The sequence below is a fragment of the Brevibacillus ginsengisoli genome, from assembly GCF_050113715.1.
Taxonomy (GTDB): domain Bacteria; phylum Bacillota; class Bacilli; order Brevibacillales; family Brevibacillaceae; genus Brevibacillus_H; species Brevibacillus_H ginsengisoli.
The window spans coordinates 155,038-174,122 of sequence record NZ_JBNJQR010000002.1 but is presented as its reverse complement, the minus strand read 5'-3'; the positions used below and the strand labels follow the sequence as shown (position 1 = coordinate 174,122).

Below are 19,085 nucleotides of genomic sequence, written 5' to 3'. Positions count from 1 at the left end.
CATAGTACAGACTATGGAAAGGAGGACAAGATTAGACCTTTTTTCTTGTAAGCCGATCGTTCAGATACCAGATCAAAGCGATGGAAACCAGACTAAGCGCCACCGTACATAAACCAACGATCGTCGTGTAAGGAACAAGTTGATCAGGCAACCAGGGGTGTGTATCCATCACGTAATCGATAAAGTCATTATTTAACGTCCATAACGCCGCAAAGCCCACAGGAAGCCAGCTGAGGCGATAGAACTTGGTATACAACGCTGATTCCACTGCCATTCCCGCATGAGATGTAAGCAGCATAATGTCTGTCCAGTGCACTTCGTTACCCAGCATCCATCCAGACACGATAATGGCACACGCCCATATTCCATATTTGAAATTGGTAATACCAGCCAGCGCTTCAAGAAAAGGAAAATGACGTCCCAGTAAATAACTCAAAAGCACGAGGGTAAACAGGCCGCTACCCGTAGGGCTATCAGGCACGAAAATCCTTAGCATTGCTGGTGTATCTGCCAACTGATTGCCATACCAGATGAAACCATAGATTGTTCCCAAAAAATTGATTATGAGTAATATCCAGAGAAACCAGGGTTTCCCTAAAGATCCCCAGAACCACTCCCATGCCCACTTCATGAATATCTCTCCTATACGGATAGCCTAACTCTGCCCCTTTTATAAGGGAAAAGCTGACCATGTTAGCCAGCTTTTCCTAACTTATTATATCAAATTATTTCAAGGTTGCCATATATTCAGCAAGTTTTTTCACTTCAGCTGGATCTTTGATCATTCCGCCAGGCATAGCACCCATAGTTCCAGTCTTGCCTTTTGCGATGATCTCCTCGATTTGTTGAGCGTTGTACTTGCTTCCGATCTTTTGCAGGTTCGGACCCATTTGACCTTCCATGTTGGCACCGTGGCAGCCTTGGCAAGAAGCTTGTTTCGTCCAAATTTCATCCGGCTTAAAGCTCGGGTCTGCAGGCGCCGCTGCTTGACCTCCACCTGCTCCACCGCCATGGTTGCTCGCATGTTTGGCGTTATGCTCTACCATCGCCGCATTGGTTAGATAAAAGATTCCAACGAGCGAAAGAAGCATCAACCCTGTAGCGATCGGACGACGGAAGGCGCGGCGTTCAGGTCCCGCATCAAGCCAAGGAGCCAGTAATAATGCCCCAAAAGCAACCCCTGGAATACCTAGAGTTCCCAAGAGCACCCATTTCCCTGCAGCCCAAGGAGCTTTGAGCAATTGATACAAGAACAAGAAATACCAGTCTGGCAATGGAACGAAACTTGTATCGGTCGGATTCGCTTTTCCAGTTAACTCAGGAACCTCTGATACAATCAATACTAAAAATCCAACCAAACACACTGCACCAACCATCCACTCTTTTAAGAGAAAGTTCGGCCAGAAAGGCTCAGACTTCCCTGGAAAGTCGGAGTAGGAAGGTGAAATGTTTGGGATGCGCTTCGCGGAAATCCGTGAGTCTCCGACGAAGGTAGCATCTTTATCATGTTTAGCCATGCTAATTCCTCCTTATTGTCGAAGACAGCTTATAGCGGACCGGAAATACCTTGCTGACGAATCATTACAAAGTGAGCAGCCAAGAGAGTAAATAAACCTGCTGGCATAAAGAAGACGTGGATTGCGAAGAAGCGAGACAATGTCTGGGCACCAACGATTTCACCGCCAGTCAACAATGTTTTAGCGTACGGCCCAATGAGTGGAATGGTATCTGCGATTTGAAGCCCTACTTTTGTTGCGAAATATGCTTTGTTATCCCATGGCAACAGATAACCTGTGAAGCCAAGACCAAGCATGATAAAGAAAATCAGCATACCCACAACCCAGTTGAGCTCGCGAGGTTTTTTGTAAGCTCCAGTGAAGAAAACACGAAGCGTATGTAAGAACATCATAACAATTACGAGACTTGCGCCCCAGTGATGCATTCCGCGAACAATTGACCCAAACGCCACTTCGTTCTGTAAATATTTCACGGATTCATAAGCATTGATAATATCTGGAACATAGTACATCGTCAAAAACATTCCAGACAAAATTTGAATGACAGTAATAAAGAAGGTTAATCCTCCAAAGCAATAGACGAACGCGGAAAAGTGGTGTGCCGGGTTCACGTGCTCTGGTACTTCGTGGTCGGCTAAATCACGCCACATCGGGGTGATGTTCAAGCGCTCGTCCACCCAATCGTACATCTTCTGCATCATCTAGCCAGCCACCCCCGGTCGTGGATTTTCTTTTGTTCTTCCTAAGTAAAGCTTGCCGTCTTTTACTTCTGATTCGTACTCGTCAAGAGACTTCAATGGAGGCGTTCCCAAAATATTCTCACCATTGATTGTGTAACGGCCAAAGTGACAAGGACAGAAGTACTGGTTAGGATACTCTGAATTATCATTCCAGCTTACTGTACAACCCAGGTGCTTACATACTGGAGAAAGCGCCAATATTGTACCGTCCTCCATTTTCCTTACCCATGCTGACATGGCGGAGTCAGATTCGTACCAACCGTCTTTGGTATGAACCTTAAAATCCACACGCTTAGGATCTGGACCAAAATCATCTACGTTTCCAACCGCTACTTTATCTCCACCGGCTGATGTTTTCAGAACAGGGTCAATAGCAAAACGTAACATTGGTGTGATGATTCCCGCAGCTAGGAAACCGCCAGTTCCCATCAAAGCATAATTCAAAAACGTTCGTCTGGAAATTTCCTGTTTACCACTCATCTCATATTCCCCTCCTTATCCTGTAAAATACGTAACAAGGAATTCGACATACAAATAATAACAGTAGATCAAAACAATCATAGCTAACGCCTTTTTAGATGTCAAGAATGTCCAACCAACTTCTGGCAGACGGAAATCAGCTTCTTTGTCGATTGTTATCAATTTGTCATAAATGGAAACAACCATCCTTATTTACATGATTCGACAATTATGTTGAATTCTCAATTTTATTTCATTTGCAGACTTTTTTGCTGCCAGGTTTTGATAATTTGTTGGTAACAGACGTCTACAGTGACTTCAAATCGTACGCGAGAATCCAATTCTTCATCTGATATCGTTAAATAGTGGATTGGTGAATCGGCAAGCTCACTCTTTAACAGCCAGTTGTCCCCAGAGAACCGCAACACAAACGTAAAAGGCAACTCTTCTGGAAGTTCACTCTCTACACTCTCTTCCCATTTGCGATAAGCCAGAGGAAAAAGCAGCAAACGTCCTTTTAACTTCTGTTCAATCGCTACAGCGAGCTCCATTAAATATTGCATGCGGTTGGCTTGCATCGGTAATGATATAGAAGGCCGATACAAATAAAGAGGGAGAAGTGCGGTATCTACTAGCTCACGCAACTCCTCCCAATTGTGTAAATCATTTAGCGTCCATTGCATCACTCATACCCTCTTCAATCTGGATTCGTTCAAAATAGATTGATATGTCAATCTCCTAAACAATACCATGATTGTAGATTGCTTTCAATGAACCTGTTTTACGTTTTTTCGAGTGCCAGAATCTCTCGGAGTTCGGTGGTTAACTGGTAGAAACGTTCTTTGTTTTTCATGGTCAACGCTTCATCGATTTGTTCATACAATGTTCTTTTTCGATACGTCCTGACTTGCTCGTCGATGACCATTTCCGATAACAATCCTGACACCATGTTCTGTGTAAAGAAGTTAGGTCTCTCCATTCGTATCCCTCATTTCAACAATATCGTAGATTCCACAAAACCGTTATATTGTCTGAGCCATTGTTGACAAGCATCTGTACTTGCGTAGAGCCAATCTCCCGTAGCGGATTCGCCCACCTTCAAAAGTCCAAGATGAACCATCATTTTCAACACTCGATTCGTCAAAATACTGATTGGATCATCATAGTAAAAAGGCTTCACCCACTTGAGGAGTGTCTGTTCAATCTCTTCTTGAGCGATCCACTTTCCTTTGGACATAAACGGGATGACTTGTACGATCATCGGCATATTGGGGATTGCCCTTTTATACAGCCTCATCCAAAAGTTAATCAAATCATGATACGTTTGTTGGTTATAAGACTTCTTCAACTGTTCAAAGCCATGCTCGGTAATTTCCACTTGGGAACTAGTCTCATGAATCCAGCGTTGATAGTAACAGTAATCGTACAGAAGACTAAATCGTTCCGGATATAAATCAAAATGCAATCCATAACCAAAACGCCATTTTTGCGGGGCGAGAGGTTCTTCCTGTATAGTCAAAAACTTAAGCAACTGGACCTGAAACCTTCTGTACATTCCACCTTCCGCGGTAAGTGGGATCGGTTCATTCCCAATGAAACGCAGGATTTGAAGAAGATCATCGCAAGCGGCCACACCTTCATCCCGATAAGCCAAAACCGTTTCTGCTTGTCTGGACCCAAGTGGAGACTTCAACTTCCAACTATCTAACAGCGCCTGGACATACGGTTCTCGCAGATCATTAGGGACCTGAAACTGACCGGTGGCGCCACCTTTTGCGGGAAAAATCCATCCCCGCTTTAGTGCGCTGGCAATAAGTTTTCGCACTCCTTCCTTACGCTCCACGTCGACCGTCTCAACCGCAATACCCCCTTTGGCGAGCAAGTCTTCCAACGAATATTGACTACGTTTGTCAAAAAAGAGTAACAACAAGAAATGGCTCTCGCTGGGGGTAAGCTGTTCTACCTCTTGGACAATCGTATCTCGTTGTTTCACATTCATTAATAGTGTGGTAATAAGCTCATTCTTGGAGTGAACATCGCATGTGAGTCCATAATGTTGAGCAATTTGGTGGAGCACTTTAATGTCCGTATAGACCATGATCTCTGCCAAATTCATTTTGACTACCTTCTATCTTTTCATTTCTTGCTATCCATTCTAGCCAAGATCTGGAAAGATAAAACCAATAAGAAAAGACTTCGTCCCTCTACGCTCTGTTTAAGTTCGTCTGTAGCAATTGCTGTCCGCTCCGTTCTCTCGCGCTTTGTTTCGCTTAAAATGAGCTTTGAGCGGACGAATCTTTTCTTGGCGGGCTTGCGCAAATGGAAGGAATGTTTAATCGCTTTACCTCTATAAAGTGATTAAACATTCCGATAATACAAAAAAGGAAGCTGCATACGCAACTTCCTCCAACCGATAAACTCGAAATTGTCATCTATTGGTTTGAATCTTCTTCCTCTTCTTCAGTATCCCATTGCTGTAATAGGGTTTGATACTCTTTTGCCTCTTCGTAACGTCCTGACTGCGTCAACAAAGCTACCAATCGTCTAATCTGATCAAGATCGAAACCGGAAAGCTCGACGTATTTTTTTAGAGCCTCGATGGCTGGCTCTGTTTCACCGCTGGAAAGGTAAATATCAGAGAGAACAGGATAAGCTGTCACATACTCCTCATCGACCGTGAGCAGCATCTCAATAAATCGCTTGGCCTCAGATAAATCCCCAACGTAGAACGCCATCAAACCGCAGCCAAACATGACCTCTGGGGATTGTTCAATAGAGAAAGCATGCTTGTACGCCTCGTAGGCTTGCTCAAATTCGCCCTGCTGAGCCATCATACGTCCACGCAACAACAAGGTAGAGAGCGCGTGCTCTTCGGAATCATTTAATAACTCGACTGTCCTGTCCATTTCACCTAGACGCGAATACATCTCGCCTAACGCTGCCCGAATATCGTCATTTTCGGGGGCCATGTCAAAAGCCGTTTGCAGGTACTTCACAGCCACTTCTTCTAAATCCTGCACAGCATAAAGATCGGCTAGAAGTAAATAGAGTTGTACATCTTGAGATCCCTCTTCTTTCATTTGATACAAGAGGGTTTGTGCTTGTTCGAAGTCCCCTTCTTCCAAATAAATTTCAGCCAAAAGTAGTCCTGCGTCTTGACGCAGCTCCGCCGGAAGATTGAGAGTAGATGTATGTATGTCTCTTAAAATTTCTGCCGCTTGATTAAAATGCCCCAACTGATACCAGATATCCGCTAGGTACAGCATGACTTCAGGCAATTCCTTTCCATGCTCCTGCACTTTTTGCAATACTTGTATACCAAGTTCCACTTCATTGTTTTCGATTTTTTTAACAGCTTCATGAATAACTTGAATCCACTTTTTCGGCATGTCTGCACCTCTTTTACTCGATTGACCTTATTAGTATACCGTATCTGGTCAAGGTTCGCGATTGTCTTTAATACCTACCGTTGACAGATTGAAAACGCGGAATAGGATGTATGACGATGAAACGAAGAAAAGACTGTCACGGACAGTCTTTTTGATACGTCTGTTTAGTTAAGCTCGCATCATCCAGCTCATGGCAATCACTGTAATTAAAATCCCAAAGAAACTAAGGATAATACTGTAATTCGGACCACCAGATACAGGAGTTGCAGCATTATCGATCACAGGTGCAGGCATCGGTTGAGCAGCAGAAGCGGTCGCAGAATCAATCATGGGCTCAGAGCTCACTTCGGCAATACCGTCTGATGTCGTAATAGCAGAAGAGACAACTTCCGTTTTGGATTGTCCAGAATAATCCGCATTGGCTATATTAGCATCCTGTCCAGAATTCGCGAAGATGGTAAACCCGCAAAGCATCAGTAGGATTACGGCAGCGCTTGCTCCAATTCGACGCATTCTTGCCGTTAGGGTGAAAACTTTTTTACCGATTGGAATCGCCCATTTCTCTTCAGAGAGAATGCGTGCCATGACAGCATCCACAATTGATTTGGTCGAGACGACTGGAGCAGACTGTTCTTTGTCCATACGAATCCACTTGCTGCTCTCCATCCAATCGTCGTACTCTTTCTTGCAAGATGCACAGGAAGCAAGATGCTGGTCGACTCTACGCTTGGTCACCTCTGGCAGCAGTTGATCCGAGTATTCAATCATAATTTCTTGGGCTTCTTCACACTTCATCGTTTATTCATCCCTTCGGCTTCTTCAAGGTAAGGGTCCACGATATAGGACTCTAACTGTATTTTGATACTCTGCCGAGCCCGAAAAAGCAGAGATTTCACAGAACTAACAGTTAAATCAAGAATAGTCGCAATTTCGTTATAATCCATCTGCTCATATTCACGAAGTATGAGAGCAGAGCGCTGCTTTTCTGGCAAGCTGTTGATTGCCTGGCGTACCAATACCTCTCGTTCCGTTCGAAGTAACTGCTGTTCTGGGAGCCTCTCATGAGAGGCAATCGGCTCCTGAAGCGTGTCCTCGAGATACACGTCAGAATTTCGACTTTTGCGCAGTTCACTTAATACCGTATTACGAGCAATCGTGTACAGCCACGTTGAAAAAGTAGCTTCTACATCACGAAACGAATGAATGCTTTTGTAGGCCTTATAGAAGGTCTCTTGACAGATATCCTCCGCCATATGTTCCACATGAGATTGACGCAGCATATGTAGGACAAATGTGAGAATTTTCTTCTCATATCTTCTAATTAACTCAGCATAGCATTCGACATTGCCTTCTTTGATTTCACGAATTAATCGGGAATCGGTCATTCAGAGGTTACCTCCCCAAGTGATGCCGATCCCCCATCGGCTCTCTTACTTCATTAGACCGATGGAGGCGTCAAAAGTTGCGCTCAATTTCCATACATTTTCTTTCGGCTTTATTTGACAGAATCCTTTACGAAAAAACCCCCAAACCTGGGGTTAAATGGCATAATTATAGGGTTTTAAAACCTGTAAATGTTGTCCAAGCCTTTGATTATGAACATGTTTGCCGAACAGATACTCCCAACGGCCATTCGACATGACATATGTTGGAAGACATATTTCGCTAATTTCGAGCATAGTGTATCGTTCAAATTTTGTCAACCATTCAGATTTCTCGACTAATAAAAGATCAGCGTCTGCTCCCGGTGTGATACTCCCTTTTCGTGGATAGATGCCAATTGTCTTAGCGACGTTCGCAGAGCCTAATCTTACAAGTAAATGTAAGAGCTGCTCAGCTGTCCAATCCTTCGTAGAGATCGGCTCCCTCCAATCCTCCAAAGATGCAAGAACAGGATATTGCGCGTACCAGTTTTGCTTGTATACATTCAAATGATCCACAATGGCCTTGCTATTTAACTGGTGAAGCTGGTAATAGTCATTTTCCTTGACTTTTGCCTTGGATTGATCCTGAACAAGCGTTCGAATATTTCCGTATCGACACGTGTTTGTCCACTCATTTACGATATTCTCCCGAATGGAAGGTGTAAGTCCTTGTTCTTTAGATAGGGATAAAGCGAGTGCCACATGATGAAACGAAAGGTAAGGATACAACCTGTCCCAATCGATCCTATCCAACTCTTTGATCGAATGGAGATTGACCTGAAGCCATTGAAAAGATGCCTTACCCAACTCCCTTACATGATCGTAAGTAAAAAGTTCGGCAGGCAATCCGATTCGAATCGCATAATCAAGCTGGCTCTCCTGATATCCGGATAACAGATAAAGAATTCTCTCCAATCCCAGCCATGAATCCACTGGCAAGACATCCATAAAGCTGGTAATCCCCTGTTCAATCAATGGACGTAGCTGTTGTTCGATCGGGGTTGTCCCTTGCAATAGTCTATTGGCTTCCTGTCTCATAGAGATAAATCCGGGCAAAATATAAAACCCACTCACATCGATAATCTGCTCTGGCTTTGGCTGACTAACTGCCTTTTTGCTTAGCAGTTTCCAATCAGGAATGATTCCTTGAATTTGCCCCTGTTTAATCCAAATATCTGCTTGTATCGATTGATAGCCGTTGAGAATCGTTCCACCTTTTAAGATCAAGGTCTCGTCCATCTTCCGTACCCCTTTCGTCCATCTCCCATACAAAAGGTCATTAGTACGAGAATATGTAGGAAGGCACAAAAAATTCCAACAAAACGCACAAAAATAAAAATAGACAAAAAAAAACCGCCGTCGCTATGTAAGCGCATTCAAAACGGCGGTAGCACGATTCGTGCTAAAATTATATTGGATAGGAGTGGAGAGAAACCATACTGTATTTTTAATTATACCCAAATGTAAGCGCTTGTCAAATTGATTTTTCAGATTTTATTAAAATTTTAAAATATTTAAGAATAAAGAAGAAAAGTCACCTCAACAGAAACTGTCCAGGTGACTCTTGTATTGGTTTGATTCTATTACGAATGAACAGTGCTCGTAATACGCTTGAGGATCTCATCGAAATTGGGAAAGGAAACCTCAATCGCTTCAGCGTTGGAGATTGTCGTTTCCCCTGCTGCGGCCAAACCGGCAATGGCCATCGCCATCCCGATACGATGATCTCCCATGCTGTCAATTTGGGTACCGGTCAGTTGAGTTTTACCATCTATGATCATTCCATCATCCGTAGGTGTTACCTTCGCCCCGAACTTCGCAAGCTCTGTAGCTACCGTGTCAATTCGGTTGGTTTCTTTTACCTTCAATTCTTCAGCATCACGAATGATCGTTTGCCCCTCCGCTTGAGTAGCCATCACCGCAATGACCGGAATCTCATCAATGAGACGCGGAATGACATCCCCTCCAATGGTCGTACCACGTAAAGCGGAATGGTACACATGCAGGTCCGCAATCGGCTCTTCATTGACGATTCGTTCGTTCATGATGTCAATCCTTCCGCCCATCGCCCGAACCACATCAATAATTCCTGTACGAGATGGATTGATTCCAACGTTCTCAATTATCAGGAAGCTCTCGGGTATCATCATAACCGCCGCAATCAGAAAAGCTGCAGAAGATATGTCTCCGGGCACCTCAATATCACGGCCCTTCAGAGTTTGTCCTCCCTCGATCGATACACGAAGGCCTTCTTGTTTCACTGTAACACCGAACGCTCTCAGCATGCGCTCAGTATGATCCCGCGACAAAAGCGGCTCCTCAACGGATGTCGTTCCTTTTGCTTGGAGCCCGGCAAGAAGAATCGCTGACTTCACCTGCGCGCTGGCTACTGGTGATTGATAGTGAATACCTGTAAGTCCAGTGCCTCTGATTGCGAGTGGAGTGAATTCGCCGTTTTTGCGTCCATCGATTTTGGCCCCCATCTGACGAAGCGGATTCACCACACGACGCATCGGGCGCTTAGCAATTGATTCATCCCCAATTAATACAGAATGAAAAGGTTGTGTGGCCAGTACACCTGAGATTAATCGAATCGTCGTACCGGAATTCCCCACATCCAGAAAGTCCTCCGCTTCTTTTAGTCCGTACCAGCCCTTGCCATGAACGGTAACTTTGTCACCATCCTGCTCAATCTCAATTCCCATTCGACGAAAGCAGCTAATCGTACTTAAACAATCGGCACCTGGCAAGAACCCAGAAATCCGGGTCACCCCTTCCGCCAACGATCCAAACATAACGGCTCGATGGGAAATTGATTTATCACCTGGAACCTTTACTCTTCCATCAATTCTCGCAGCTTGTCTAATCTTTAGCACAGTAAGTTTCCTCCCTTGCCAACCTAGTCGAGTCGATAGACGTTGTATTCGAAGAAACGGAGCAATTCTTCACCTTTTTCCAATTCGCTCTCACTCCGAAACGTAATTCTCAGCACCCCAAAGATATCTTCACGAGCCTCTAAAATACTGATATTGTTGATGCTGATATCTTTTGCGCCAAGTAAGGTGGTAATCCGCCCAATCTCGCCTGGATGGTCCGGAATGTCGATGTACAAATCATTCAATGAAGGTAAAGCGCCCTTGCGTCGCTCCGGTAACCTCTCACGGAAGTCCCTTGCCGAAGCAAAAAACTCCTCAATTTGATCTCGATTCCCATCTGCTACCAGCGCCATGATTTCATTTAATCCTTGTTGCCAATCTTCGGCGATTTGCAGCAAAAAATCGCGGTTGCTCATCAGGACATCTCGCCACATCCGAGGATTGCTGGATGCAATCCGTGTGATATCTCGAAAGCCTCCCGCCGCTAAACGTTGATGCCAATCACTCTCTTTATTGTAGCCGGCTACCTGATTTACAAGAACAGCCGCTAGAATATGTGGAAAATGACTAACCGCACCTACCACTCGATCATGTTCATCAGCATCCATGATCACGATCTTCGCGTTGGTATAGGATAGAATTTCTTTTAGCTTCTCTACCTGCACGTCTGTCGAATTGGGACCGGGTGTGAGAACATAATAGGCATTCTCGAATAATCGTTCATTGACGGCATCCACGCCGGATTTATGCGATCCAGCCATCGGATGACCCCCGATAAAACACACCCCTTTGTCAGTCAGCTTGCTCGCACACTCCATGATTTGAAGCTTGGTGCTGCCCACATCCGTGACAATGGCTCCTTGTTTTAGAGTAATATCCGATAATCGCTTAAGTAACTCATTAATTTGTTCAACTGGTGTTGCTACAATAATGACGTCGGCATCCTGTACTGCGTGTTTCAGGTTCGTCGTTCCCGCACTGATTACACCATTCGTTAGCGCTTTATCGACATAATCATCTCGTACATCATAGCCGATCATTCGATAATCGGAGTTTGCACGCAGAGCCTTGGCGATTGATCCGCCAATTAGCCCCACGCCAAGAACAGCAATGGTTGTTTTCATCTCCACATCCCTCTTTCTATGTATCCGGGGTTTTTCTGTGAAAAACGTCTGGACGTTTTTCATAAAGGTGGATGTGACCGCTTTGCGGTCAAGCAAAATGGTCATGACCATTTTGTTAGATACACAAAGATGTCGGTTTATTTACCGACATCTTCTTCTTCGTTATTTTTGTAATGCTTCTGTCACGATGGTTTCGATCGCTTGCAATACTTTTTCGTTTTGTTCTAAAGTTCCGACGGTGATCCGTTGATAACCTGGGAATCCTAGGGCATTACCGGATCGAACAATTAAGCCTTGCTCGAGCAGCTTTCGGAAAACCACATCAGAATCCTGTCTGAGATTGACGAGGACAAAGTTCGCTTGAGAAGGATAGTAGTCCAATCCAAGCTGTTCAAAGCGATCCGTCAGTTGTTTCATCCCAACACGGTTACGATCCCGACAGCCCGTTACGAACTCTTCATCTTGAAGCGATGCTCGGGCTGCAGCCTGCGCCAGGCTAGACGTGTTAAACGGTTCGCGAACCCGGTTCAAGTTGTTAATAATCTCTACAGAAGCTACACCATATCCGATGCGCAACGCCGCCAAACCGTGAATCTTGGAGAAGGTGCGCAAGATGATCAGATTTGGATGGGACGCCAATAGCGGAATGGTCTGCGGATATTCGGCATCGACCACGTACTCGTAGTACGCTTCATCCATTACGACCATAACTCCCGCAGGTACTTTGGCCAAGAAAGAAAGTAGCTGATCCTTCGTGACGATTGTCCCCGATGGGTTGTTGGGATTACAGATCCAGACAACTCGGGTTTGGGCATTGATCACTGCAGCCATTGCGTCCAGGTCATGAACGCCGTCAACAAGGGGTACCTCGATCAGTTCAGCCCCATCAATCAGCGCGTTGGAGCGATATTGAGGGAAGGTTGGCGCCGCCATTACGGTGTTGGTGCCTGGCTCCAGATACGCTCTCGTGATCAATTGGACAACTTCATCAGAACCGTTCCCAAAAATGAGCTCTTCCGGTTTCACCTGTAGGTATTCAGCCAGTTCCCAGCGAAGCGCCAGACTGCCGCCATCCGGATAAATCGCGAGTGAATCGAGTTGGCTCGTGATAGCCTCCTTCACTTTAGGAGAACAGCCATAAGGATTTTCATTGGAAGCGAGCTTAATCACTTCGGATAAGCCCAATTCGCGTTTCACATCATCAATTGGTTTACCTGGTTGATAGACAGGTACCTGCAAGATCTGCTTCTTTGGCTGCATTCCTCAATCACTCCAAACTGATTTTTTCCTGTTATTTTAACGCACCTGCTAAGTTTTGTACAAAGGTTTTTATACGATTCAAACCTTCCTCGCGTCGTTCGGGAGCAAGTAAGAGATCAATATTCTGTTCAATTTCTTGCACAATCGCACTGCCTACGATGATCCCATCAGCAAAAGGTGCGAATTCACGGACCTGTTCAGGAGAAGAAATGCCAAATCCAACAGCTAACGGTGTATCAGTATGTGATCGAACTTGTGTCAGAAACGGCTGGACATTGGCATGAAATGAAGAGCGCACTCCAGTTACACCCAATGAAGAAACACAATAGACAAACCCGCTAGCTTGTCTAGCGATCATAGACACACGGGATTCCGAGGTCGGCGCAACCAAGGAGATCAAATGAAGTCCCGTTGCTTTCGCAGCCGTCACTACCTCTTCGTTCTCTTCAAACGGCAAGTCTGGAATCACCACACCATCTACGCCAGCATGTGACAACTTGGTAAAAAATCGTTCGATTCCAAACTGAAGTACGGGATTAAAATACGTGAACAATACCAAAGGAATTGTAACGCCAGAATTCCGAAGCCGTTCCACAAGCTGAAGGGCGACGGATATCGAGACTCTACCTGCTAAGGCTCTTTGTGACGCCCGTTGAATCGTTGGACCATCAGCAAGTGGATCCGAATAAGGGATACCTAGTTCGACGCAGTCTGCCCCCGCTTCAACCAGCTTGTAAACGATTTGCTCGGTGAGTTCTATGGTAGGATCGCCTACTGTGATAAAAGGGATGAATTTCTTGGTTGACCGATCCGAAAATAGCTGATCAATCCGATTTGTTTGAGTGATCATTTCTGTTCTCTCCCTTCTTGATCAAGGTGTTGAATCAACGTCGCAACGTCTTTATCTCCACGACCTGATAAACAAATGACGATGATCTGATTGGTGGGCAAGGATGGAGCCAGCTTGATAGCTTCGGCAACGGCATGGGCGCTTTCCAAAGCTGGAATGATCCCTTCCGATTCGCACAGCAGCTTAACCGCATCAAGCGCTTCTTGATCCGTCACAGAGGTATACTTCACTCTTCCTGACTCTTTGAGGTAGGCATGCTCAGGCCCTACCCCTGGATAATCAAGGCCAGCCGAAATGGAATGCGCTTCTTGCACTTGTCCATCCTCATCCTGTAGTAGGTACGTAAAAGTCCCGTGGATGACACCAGGCGTACCTAACGATAACGTTGCCGCATGTTTATCTGTATCAAGACCTTTTCCCGCCGCTTCTACCCCTCTCAGGCGCACCCGCTCATCTTGGACAAATGGATAAAACATTCCGATGGCATTACTGCCTCCACCAACGCAAGCCACAACTTCATCAGGCAATCGTCCCACCTGCAACAGAATTTGAGCTCTTGTCTCTTCCCCAATGATTTTTTGAAATTCCCGTACCATATACGGATAAGGATGCATCCCGACAACGGAGCCAATCACGTAAAAGGTGTCTTCTACATGCGATACCCAGTAGCGTATCGCCTCGTTGGTCGCGTCTTTTAACGTACGTGTTCCACTTTTGACTGGAATGACTTCAGCTCCCAGTAACCTCATACGAAACACGTTAAGCTCTTGGCGCTTAATATCTTCCTCTCCCATGAACACTTTGCATGACAGTCCAAGCTTTGCGGCAACCGTCGCACTCGCTACCCCGTGTTGACCCGCTCCTGTCTCGGCGATCATGTATTTCTTGCCCATTCGCTTGGCCAACAAACCTTGGCCAAGCGCATTGTTCAGCTTATGGGCCCCCGTATGATTCAAATCTTCGCGCTTGAGATAGATTTGCGCCCCGCCCAACTGCTCAGTTAAGCGATCCGCAAAATAGAGCGGTGTTGGTCTGCCTGCATACTCCGTCAACAGATGGTTCAGCTCTTCGATGAATTCTGGATCCTTCTTCGCATCCTCGAAGGCCTGCTCCAGTTCGGTTAAGGCATTCATAATGGTTTCTGGAACATATTTGCCGCCAAACCGACCAAATCGACCACGCTGATCCGGCACTACAACCGTTTTATTCATCGTAGGTTTCATATTCACGCACCCTCTCCACTAAAGCTCTAATTTTGATAGGATCTTTGCGTCCGTCCGTTTCAACCCCACTGGATAGATCAATCTGTGTTGCCCCGTATTTCGTTAATAATTCGTCTATATTCGACAGGTTGATGCCTCCAGCTATTAAGCAAGGTGTCTCACCCATCCTCTCATGAATGAAGGGGATTTCTGACCAGCTAAATCGTTCTCCTGTCCCTCCCGCATGCGCAGGATGATAGGCATCGATTAAAAAAGCATCAACATGTTGGCGATATCGTTCGATCAATTGGAGCACCTGTTGTTTCTCAACAACTCGGATAGCTTTCCAAATCTGCCCCGTATAGTAAGCTTTCAATTCATGTATGAAATCAACAGTCTCCTCCCCATGAAGCTGAACGGCGTCTAAGGGAACCAAAGAAAGGGTCTCCTTTAATTCTTGGTGAGACGGATTCACGAATACCCCTACTAACTTAGGGTGACTCTCTACTTTCGCTAGAAGTTCTTGTACCTGTTGCGGTGTCACTTGGCGTTTGCTCGGCGCGAACACAAATCCTGCGTAATCAACCGATAACTGATCCAACAGCCGTAAGATAGGAGCATCTTTGATGCCACAGATTTTGATCGTCGTCATGAACGCATCACTCGCTCTCCGACCAAAGAGACCACAGCCGATTCGATTGAGGACTGTCGCATGAAATGTTCACCCACCAACACCGCCCTCGCGCCATGTGAATGAACGAACTCGATATCCTTACGTGTAGAAATTCCACTCTCGCTTACAACGGGTACACCTAGGGGTATCTGTTTGATCAATTCTGCGGTGGTTTGGATATTCGTCTCAAAGGTGCGCAAATTCCGATTATTGATGCCTAACAAATCCGGCGTAGTATGTTTACATACAAGTTCAAGCTCAGCTTGGTTGTGAACTTCCACCAATACATCCATTCCCAATTCCTTGGCTGTCCTGGAGAAATGCTCAATTTCGCTTCCCGAGAGAATAGCTGCGATGAGCAGGATACAATCTGCGCCCGCTCCTCTTGACTCCAGAATTTGAACCTCGTCTATAATGAAATCCTTGCGCAACAACGGGATATTGATGGCCTCGCGGATTTGCCGTAAATAATCAATGTCTCCTTGAAAAAACGTTCGATCTGTTAACACGGAGATTGCTTCAACTTGCACTTGCTCGTAGGCTTGTGCGATGCGAACAGGATCAACGTCAGTGCGAATCAAGCCTTTGGATGGCGACGCTTTTTTTACTTCGGCAATTACGCTGACAGGACGGGTACTCTCGATCAGAGCAGCACGGAAAGCTTTGGGAGATGGAGCATGATCAACGAGATGTTGGAGCTGTTGGCGGGTTGCGCCTGCTTTTAATTGCTGGATCTCTTGTTTTTTAGTTTTTACGATTTTAGGAAGCATTGTACAGTCCTCCCGCTACTCTCTGGATTTCTTTCAACTTCATTAACACCTGACCAGAATCAATCAATACCTTCGCCTGTCGAACTCCTTCAGCTATCGTTGTCGCTCGACCTGCCAAGTACAAAATAGCCCCCGCATTCAATACGGTAATATCTCGCGCGGCTCCACTTTTTCCTTCGTAAACCTCGTAAATGATTCTGGAGTTATCTTGAGCGTCTCCACCCTTTAATTCTTCCAGTGAATAGCGAGATAGTCCAAATTGTTCCGGTTCAATCTCATACGTGGTGATGACACCATCTTTCAGTTCAGCCACCCGGCTTTTGCCCGTGACGGTAAGCTCATCTAAACCATCTTCACCTGCCACAACCAGCGCGCGCTTCACATGAAGCTCCCGTAATGCCTCTGCTACAGTCTTGATTAAGGATACGTCATAAACACCAAGAAGCTGATAGTGGGCTTTGGCCGGATTGGTTAGTGGCCCTAAGAGGTTAAAAACGGTACGAACCGCTAATTCCTTACGGGGTCCTGCCGCATGTTTCATCGCCTGATGATAAAGCGGGGCAAATAAGAAGCAAAGATTCGTATTTTTCAGACAATCTGCCGCGTTTTCTGGAGTAAGCAGGATGGGAACCCCTAAAGCCTCCAAGACATCCGCACTTCCGCTTTTAGAAGAAACGGCCCGATTCCCGTGCTTGGCGATTTTCACCCCGCCGCTTGCGGCTACCATGGCTGCGGCTGTGGAAATGTTAAACGTATCACTTCCATCCCCGCCAGTCCCGCAAGTATCTACCAGGCCATCGATTTCAAGAGGCAGCTGAAGGGAACGTTCTCGCATAGCTTGTGCGAATCCGATAATCTCTTCTACCTGTTCTCCCTTTACCCTTAACCCGGCTAGAAACGCGCCAATCTGAGCAGGAGTAGCCTTCCCATCCATAATTTCACCCATGGCTAGTCGAGCAGTATTGCGATCTAAATCTTCTCGTCTCATGATTTTATCCAAGGTTATTGATAGCATGGCTTCTCCTCCTTGCTCTCAAAAAGCTGTTCAGCCAATTCCAAAGCGCATATCATCCCAGTCGCTTTATTGATCGTTTCCTGATACTCTAAAGTTGGGTTGGAATCAGCGACGATTCCCGCGCCCGCTTGCACATGGGCCTGACCGTCTTTGAAAAGCAATGTCCGAATCGTTATGCACGTATCCAGATTTCCTGTAAAGCTTAAATAGCCGATAGCCCCAGCATACGTGTGTCGAGCATCCTGCTCTAATTCAGCAATAATCTCCATCGCCCGAAGCTTAGGAGCACCGGAGACGGTTCCCGCGGGAAAAGAGGAGAGCAGCGCATCAAACGGATGTAGTTCTTGTCGCAATACTCCTGTGACGTGTGAGACCATGTGCATTACATGAGAATATTGTTCAATGACCATTTGTTCTTCTACCTGTACGGACCCATACTCCGAAACTCGCCCGACGTCGTTGCGCCCAAGATCAAGCAGCATGTAGTGTTCCGCGCGTTCTTTTGGATCTTGCAATAATTCTTGTGCCAGCTTTTCGTCCTCTTCTAGGGAGCAGCCTCTTTTTCGTGTGCCAGCTATAGGTCTCATCTCGACTTTGCGATCCTCTACACGGACCAACAGCTCTGGAGAAGTTCCGACGATCGTTTCTCCCTCATATTCGAGGTAATACATATACGGAGAGGGGTTCATTCTTCTTAAGACACGGTATACATGAAACGGATCGATTTGGGTTTCCACTGAAAAACGTTGAGACAGCACCACTTGAAAAATATCCCCCGCGGCAATATACTCCTTGGCGCGAAGTACCATACCCTCAAAATCAGCTTGTGTCAGATTGACGTTCACTCTACTCTGACACTTAGGCATCGCATCGATTGGGATGGGAAGGGTTTGTTGGGATGCTTGCTGTTCTTTTGAGATTTCATCCGCCAAAGCCTTGAGTCGCAGGCAAACCTCCTTGTATTTTTGCTCGATCACTTCACGAGAATCATTGGAGTCGACGGACAAGTGAATCAGTAATTGGATTTCTTGTTTCAGATGATCAAACGCCACACATTCATCCACGAATAAAAAACGTATATCAGGCACATCAAGTGTTTCCTGAGTGTTCACAGGCAAGTCTTCAAAGTAATGGAGGATATTATAACCAAAGAAGCCGACAGCGCCTCCACAGAATCTCGGAAAGTTCGGGAGATTCGGACTTCGATAGTGACTCATCAGGTCACGCAAGACTTGTATCGGATTTCCTTGCAGCTTTTGTTTTCGTTCACCGCGATTGGTAACGGTAATCTCGTTTCCTTTTGCCTCCAAGATGAGAAAAGGTCGCAGTCCAATAAAAGAGAATCTGGCCCAACGAGCCCCACCTTCCACACTCTCCAAGAGAAACGAGTTTGGGTAACGAAGCTTTTGATAAAGCCTGATTGGTGTTTCCTGATCGGCAAAGATCGTCAAACGAATGGGAATAAAATTATAATCAGGGGACAAATCAAATAATTCTGAAAGCGATGGGGTAAACATTCGAATCACCTCTTCTGGGGATTAAGAGAGGTGGGAGAAGAAAACAAAAAAATCCAGGAAGAGTCCTGGATTTATAGTTAACCTATAATCCTAGTCTCGTCTCTTCTCTCCTCAACCTAACTCTTCTCAGCTCTGCTCAAAAATGAATAAAATTGAAGTAACGCTAATCTTGCTCTTGTACTATTCCTCAGCTCTAAAATCTCTAACTCACTTGCTCTCTCTTGACCATTACTTGCGGTCTGAATCACTCATCTCAACTTGTTTTTCAC

The 19,085-nt window shown here is 45.6% G+C and carries 20 protein-coding genes; all 20 read right to left on the bottom strand.

The features are described 5' to 3' along the window. Nucleotides 1–31 precede the first annotated feature (31 nt). Nucleotides 32–631 carry a DUF1405 domain-containing protein gene (locus tag ACQCN2_RS04430; protein ID WP_426927687.1) on the bottom strand — a complete coding sequence of 200 codons (600 nt, stop codon included), beginning with the start codon at nt 629–631 and terminating at the stop codon, nt 32–34. Nucleotides 632–725: 94 nt separating this feature from the next. Continuing rightward, nucleotides 726–1,517 carry a c-type cytochrome gene (locus ACQCN2_RS04425; RefSeq protein ID WP_426927686.1) on the bottom strand — a complete coding sequence of 264 codons (792 nt, stop codon included), beginning with the start codon at nt 1,515–1,517 and terminating at the stop codon, nt 726–728. 29 nt (nt 1,518–1,546) lie between these two features. Further along, a complete protein-coding gene (gene qcrB, locus ACQCN2_RS04420) occupies nt 1,547–2,218 on the bottom strand; it encodes a menaquinol-cytochrome c reductase cytochrome b subunit (RefSeq protein WP_426927685.1) in 672 nt (223 codons plus the stop codon). Continuing rightward, entirely contained in the window at nt 2,219–2,737 is a 519-nt protein-coding gene (locus tag ACQCN2_RS04415; RefSeq protein ID WP_426927684.1) for a QcrA and Rieske domain-containing protein, read from the bottom strand. It lies immediately after the preceding gene. Between the two features lie 227 nt (nt 2,738–2,964). After that, nucleotides 2,965–3,399 carry a DUF2487 family protein gene (locus ACQCN2_RS04410; RefSeq protein WP_426928167.1) on the bottom strand — a complete coding sequence of 145 codons (435 nt, stop codon included), beginning with the start codon at nt 3,397–3,399 and terminating at the stop codon, nt 2,965–2,967. Between the two features lie 98 nt (nt 3,400–3,497). After that, on the bottom strand, nt 3,498–3,695 hold the full coding sequence (locus ACQCN2_RS04405; RefSeq protein WP_426927683.1) for an IDEAL domain-containing protein: 198 nt from the start codon (nt 3,693–3,695) through the stop codon (nt 3,498–3,500). Between the two features lie 9 nt (nt 3,696–3,704). Next, on the bottom strand, nt 3,705–4,832 hold the full coding sequence (locus tag ACQCN2_RS04400) for a hypothetical protein (RefSeq protein ID WP_426927682.1): 1,128 nt from the start codon (nt 4,830–4,832) through the stop codon (nt 3,705–3,707). Between the two features lie 316 nt (nt 4,833–5,148). Continuing rightward, nucleotides 5,149–6,105, bottom strand: coding sequence for a tetratricopeptide repeat protein (locus ACQCN2_RS04395; RefSeq protein WP_426927681.1), 957 nt, complete (start codon nt 6,103–6,105; stop codon nt 5,149–5,151). 168 nt (nt 6,106–6,273) lie between these two features. Beyond that, nucleotides 6,274–6,900 (bottom strand): anti-sigma factor family protein, encoded by a 627-nt coding sequence (locus ACQCN2_RS04390; RefSeq protein ID WP_426927680.1) that lies wholly within the window; start codon nt 6,898–6,900, stop codon nt 6,274–6,276. After that, nucleotides 6,897–7,490, bottom strand: a complete 594-nt coding sequence (locus tag ACQCN2_RS04385; RefSeq protein ID WP_426927679.1) for an RNA polymerase sigma factor — start codon at nt 7,488–7,490, stop codon at nt 6,897–6,899. Before ACQCN2_RS04385 ends, ACQCN2_RS04390 begins: the two co-directional genes overlap by 4 nt. Nucleotides 7,491–7,643: 153 nt before the next feature. Then, complete coding sequence (locus tag ACQCN2_RS04380; protein WP_426927678.1) at nt 7,644–8,768, bottom strand: amidohydrolase family protein; 1,125 nt, start codon at nt 8,766–8,768, stop codon at nt 7,644–7,646. 344 nt (nt 8,769–9,112) lie between these two features. Then, nucleotides 9,113–10,405 (bottom strand): 3-phosphoshikimate 1-carboxyvinyltransferase, encoded by a 1,293-nt coding sequence (aroA, locus tag ACQCN2_RS04375; protein ID WP_426927677.1) that lies wholly within the window; start codon nt 10,403–10,405, stop codon nt 9,113–9,115. 23 nt (nt 10,406–10,428) lie between these two features. Then, nucleotides 10,429–11,529 (bottom strand): prephenate dehydrogenase, encoded by a 1,101-nt coding sequence (locus ACQCN2_RS04370; RefSeq protein WP_426927676.1) that lies wholly within the window; start codon nt 11,527–11,529, stop codon nt 10,429–10,431. 162 nt (nt 11,530–11,691) lie between these two features. Beyond that, nucleotides 11,692–12,789: a histidinol-phosphate transaminase gene (gene hisC / locus ACQCN2_RS04365; RefSeq protein WP_426927675.1), complete on the bottom strand. Its 1,098-nt coding sequence runs from the start codon at nt 12,787–12,789 to the stop codon at nt 11,692–11,694. 31 nt (nt 12,790–12,820) lie between these two features. Next, nucleotides 12,821–13,639 carry a tryptophan synthase subunit alpha gene (gene trpA / locus ACQCN2_RS04360; RefSeq protein WP_426927674.1) on the bottom strand — a complete coding sequence of 273 codons (819 nt, stop codon included), beginning with the start codon at nt 13,637–13,639 and terminating at the stop codon, nt 12,821–12,823. Next, the gene (trpB, locus tag ACQCN2_RS04355; protein WP_426928166.1) at nt 13,636–14,862 is read right to left on the bottom strand and encodes a tryptophan synthase subunit beta; all 1,227 of its coding nucleotides are present in this window, start codon (nt 14,860–14,862) and stop codon (nt 13,636–13,638) included. The genes trpA and trpB overlap by 4 nt, the downstream gene beginning before the upstream one ends. Then, entirely contained in the window at nt 14,843–15,493 is a 651-nt protein-coding gene (locus ACQCN2_RS04350; protein WP_426927673.1) for a phosphoribosylanthranilate isomerase, read from the bottom strand. Before ACQCN2_RS04350 ends, trpB begins: the two co-directional genes overlap by 20 nt. Next, nucleotides 15,490–16,284 (bottom strand): indole-3-glycerol phosphate synthase TrpC, encoded by a 795-nt coding sequence (gene trpC, locus ACQCN2_RS04345; protein WP_426927672.1) that lies wholly within the window; start codon nt 16,282–16,284, stop codon nt 15,490–15,492. The genes ACQCN2_RS04350 and trpC overlap by 4 nt, the downstream gene beginning before the upstream one ends. After that, complete coding sequence (gene trpD / locus ACQCN2_RS04340) at nt 16,274–17,299, bottom strand: anthranilate phosphoribosyltransferase (protein ID WP_426927671.1); 1,026 nt, start codon at nt 17,297–17,299, stop codon at nt 16,274–16,276. The genes trpC and trpD overlap by 11 nt, the downstream gene beginning before the upstream one ends. Then, nucleotides 17,287–18,816: an anthranilate synthase component I gene (trpE, locus tag ACQCN2_RS04335; RefSeq protein ID WP_426927670.1), complete on the bottom strand. Its 1,530-nt coding sequence runs from the start codon at nt 18,814–18,816 to the stop codon at nt 17,287–17,289. The genes trpD and trpE overlap by 13 nt, the downstream gene beginning before the upstream one ends. Nucleotides 18,817–19,085 lie beyond the last annotated feature (269 nt).

Coding starts and splice junctions, on each gene's coding strand:
- ACQCN2_RS04430 (WP_426927687.1), bottom strand. CDS start 631: ATGAAGTGGGCATGGGAGTGGTTCTGGGGATCTTTAGGGAAACCCTGG.
- ACQCN2_RS04425 (WP_426927686.1), bottom strand. CDS start 1,517: ATGGCTAAACATGATAAAGATGCTACCTTCGTCGGAGACTCACGGATT.
- qcrB (WP_426927685.1), bottom strand. CDS start 2,218: ATGATGCAGAAGATGTACGATTGGGTGGACGAGCGCTTGAACATCACC.
- ACQCN2_RS04415 (WP_426927684.1), bottom strand. CDS start 2,737: ATGAGTGGTAAACAGGAAATTTCCAGACGAACGTTTTTGAATTATGCT.
- ACQCN2_RS04410 (WP_426928167.1), bottom strand. CDS start 3,399: ATGCAATGGACGCTAAATGATTTACACAATTGGGAGGAGTTGCGTGAG.
- ACQCN2_RS04405 (WP_426927683.1), bottom strand. CDS start 3,695: ATGGAGAGACCTAACTTCTTTACACAGAACATGGTGTCAGGATTGTTA.
- ACQCN2_RS04400 (WP_426927682.1), bottom strand. CDS start 4,832: ATGAATTTGGCAGAGATCATGGTCTATACGGACATTAAAGTGCTCCAC.
- ACQCN2_RS04395 (WP_426927681.1), bottom strand. CDS start 6,105: ATGCCGAAAAAGTGGATTCAAGTTATTCATGAAGCTGTTAAAAAAATC.
- ACQCN2_RS04390 (WP_426927680.1), bottom strand. CDS start 6,900: ATGAAGTGTGAAGAAGCCCAAGAAATTATGATTGAATACTCGGATCAA.
- ACQCN2_RS04385 (WP_426927679.1), bottom strand. CDS start 7,490: ATGACCGATTCCCGATTAATTCGTGAAATCAAAGAAGGCAATGTCGAA.
- ACQCN2_RS04380 (WP_426927678.1), bottom strand. CDS start 8,768: ATGGACGAGACCTTGATCTTAAAAGGTGGAACGATTCTCAACGGCTAT.
- ACQCN2_RS04370 (WP_426927676.1), bottom strand. CDS start 11,529: ATGAAAACAACCATTGCTGTTCTTGGCGTGGGGCTAATTGGCGGATCA.
- hisC (WP_426927675.1), bottom strand. CDS start 12,789: ATGCAGCCAAAGAAGCAGATCTTGCAGGTACCTGTCTATCAACCAGGT.
- trpA (WP_426927674.1), bottom strand. CDS start 13,639: ATGATCACTCAAACAAATCGGATTGATCAGCTATTTTCGGATCGGTCA.
- trpB (WP_426928166.1), bottom strand. CDS start 14,862: ATGAAACCTACGATGAATAAAACGGTTGTAGTGCCGGATCAGCGTGGT.
- ACQCN2_RS04350 (WP_426927673.1), bottom strand. CDS start 15,493: ATGACGACGATCAAAATCTGTGGCATCAAAGATGCTCCTATCTTACGG.
- trpC (WP_426927672.1), bottom strand. CDS start 16,284: ATGCTTCCTAAAATCGTAAAAACTAAAAAACAAGAGATCCAGCAATTA.
- trpD (WP_426927671.1), bottom strand. CDS start 17,299: ATGCTATCAATAACCTTGGATAAAATCATGAGACGAGAAGATTTAGAT.
- trpE (WP_426927670.1), bottom strand. CDS start 18,816: ATGTTTACCCCATCGCTTTCAGAATTATTTGATTTGTCCCCTGATTAT.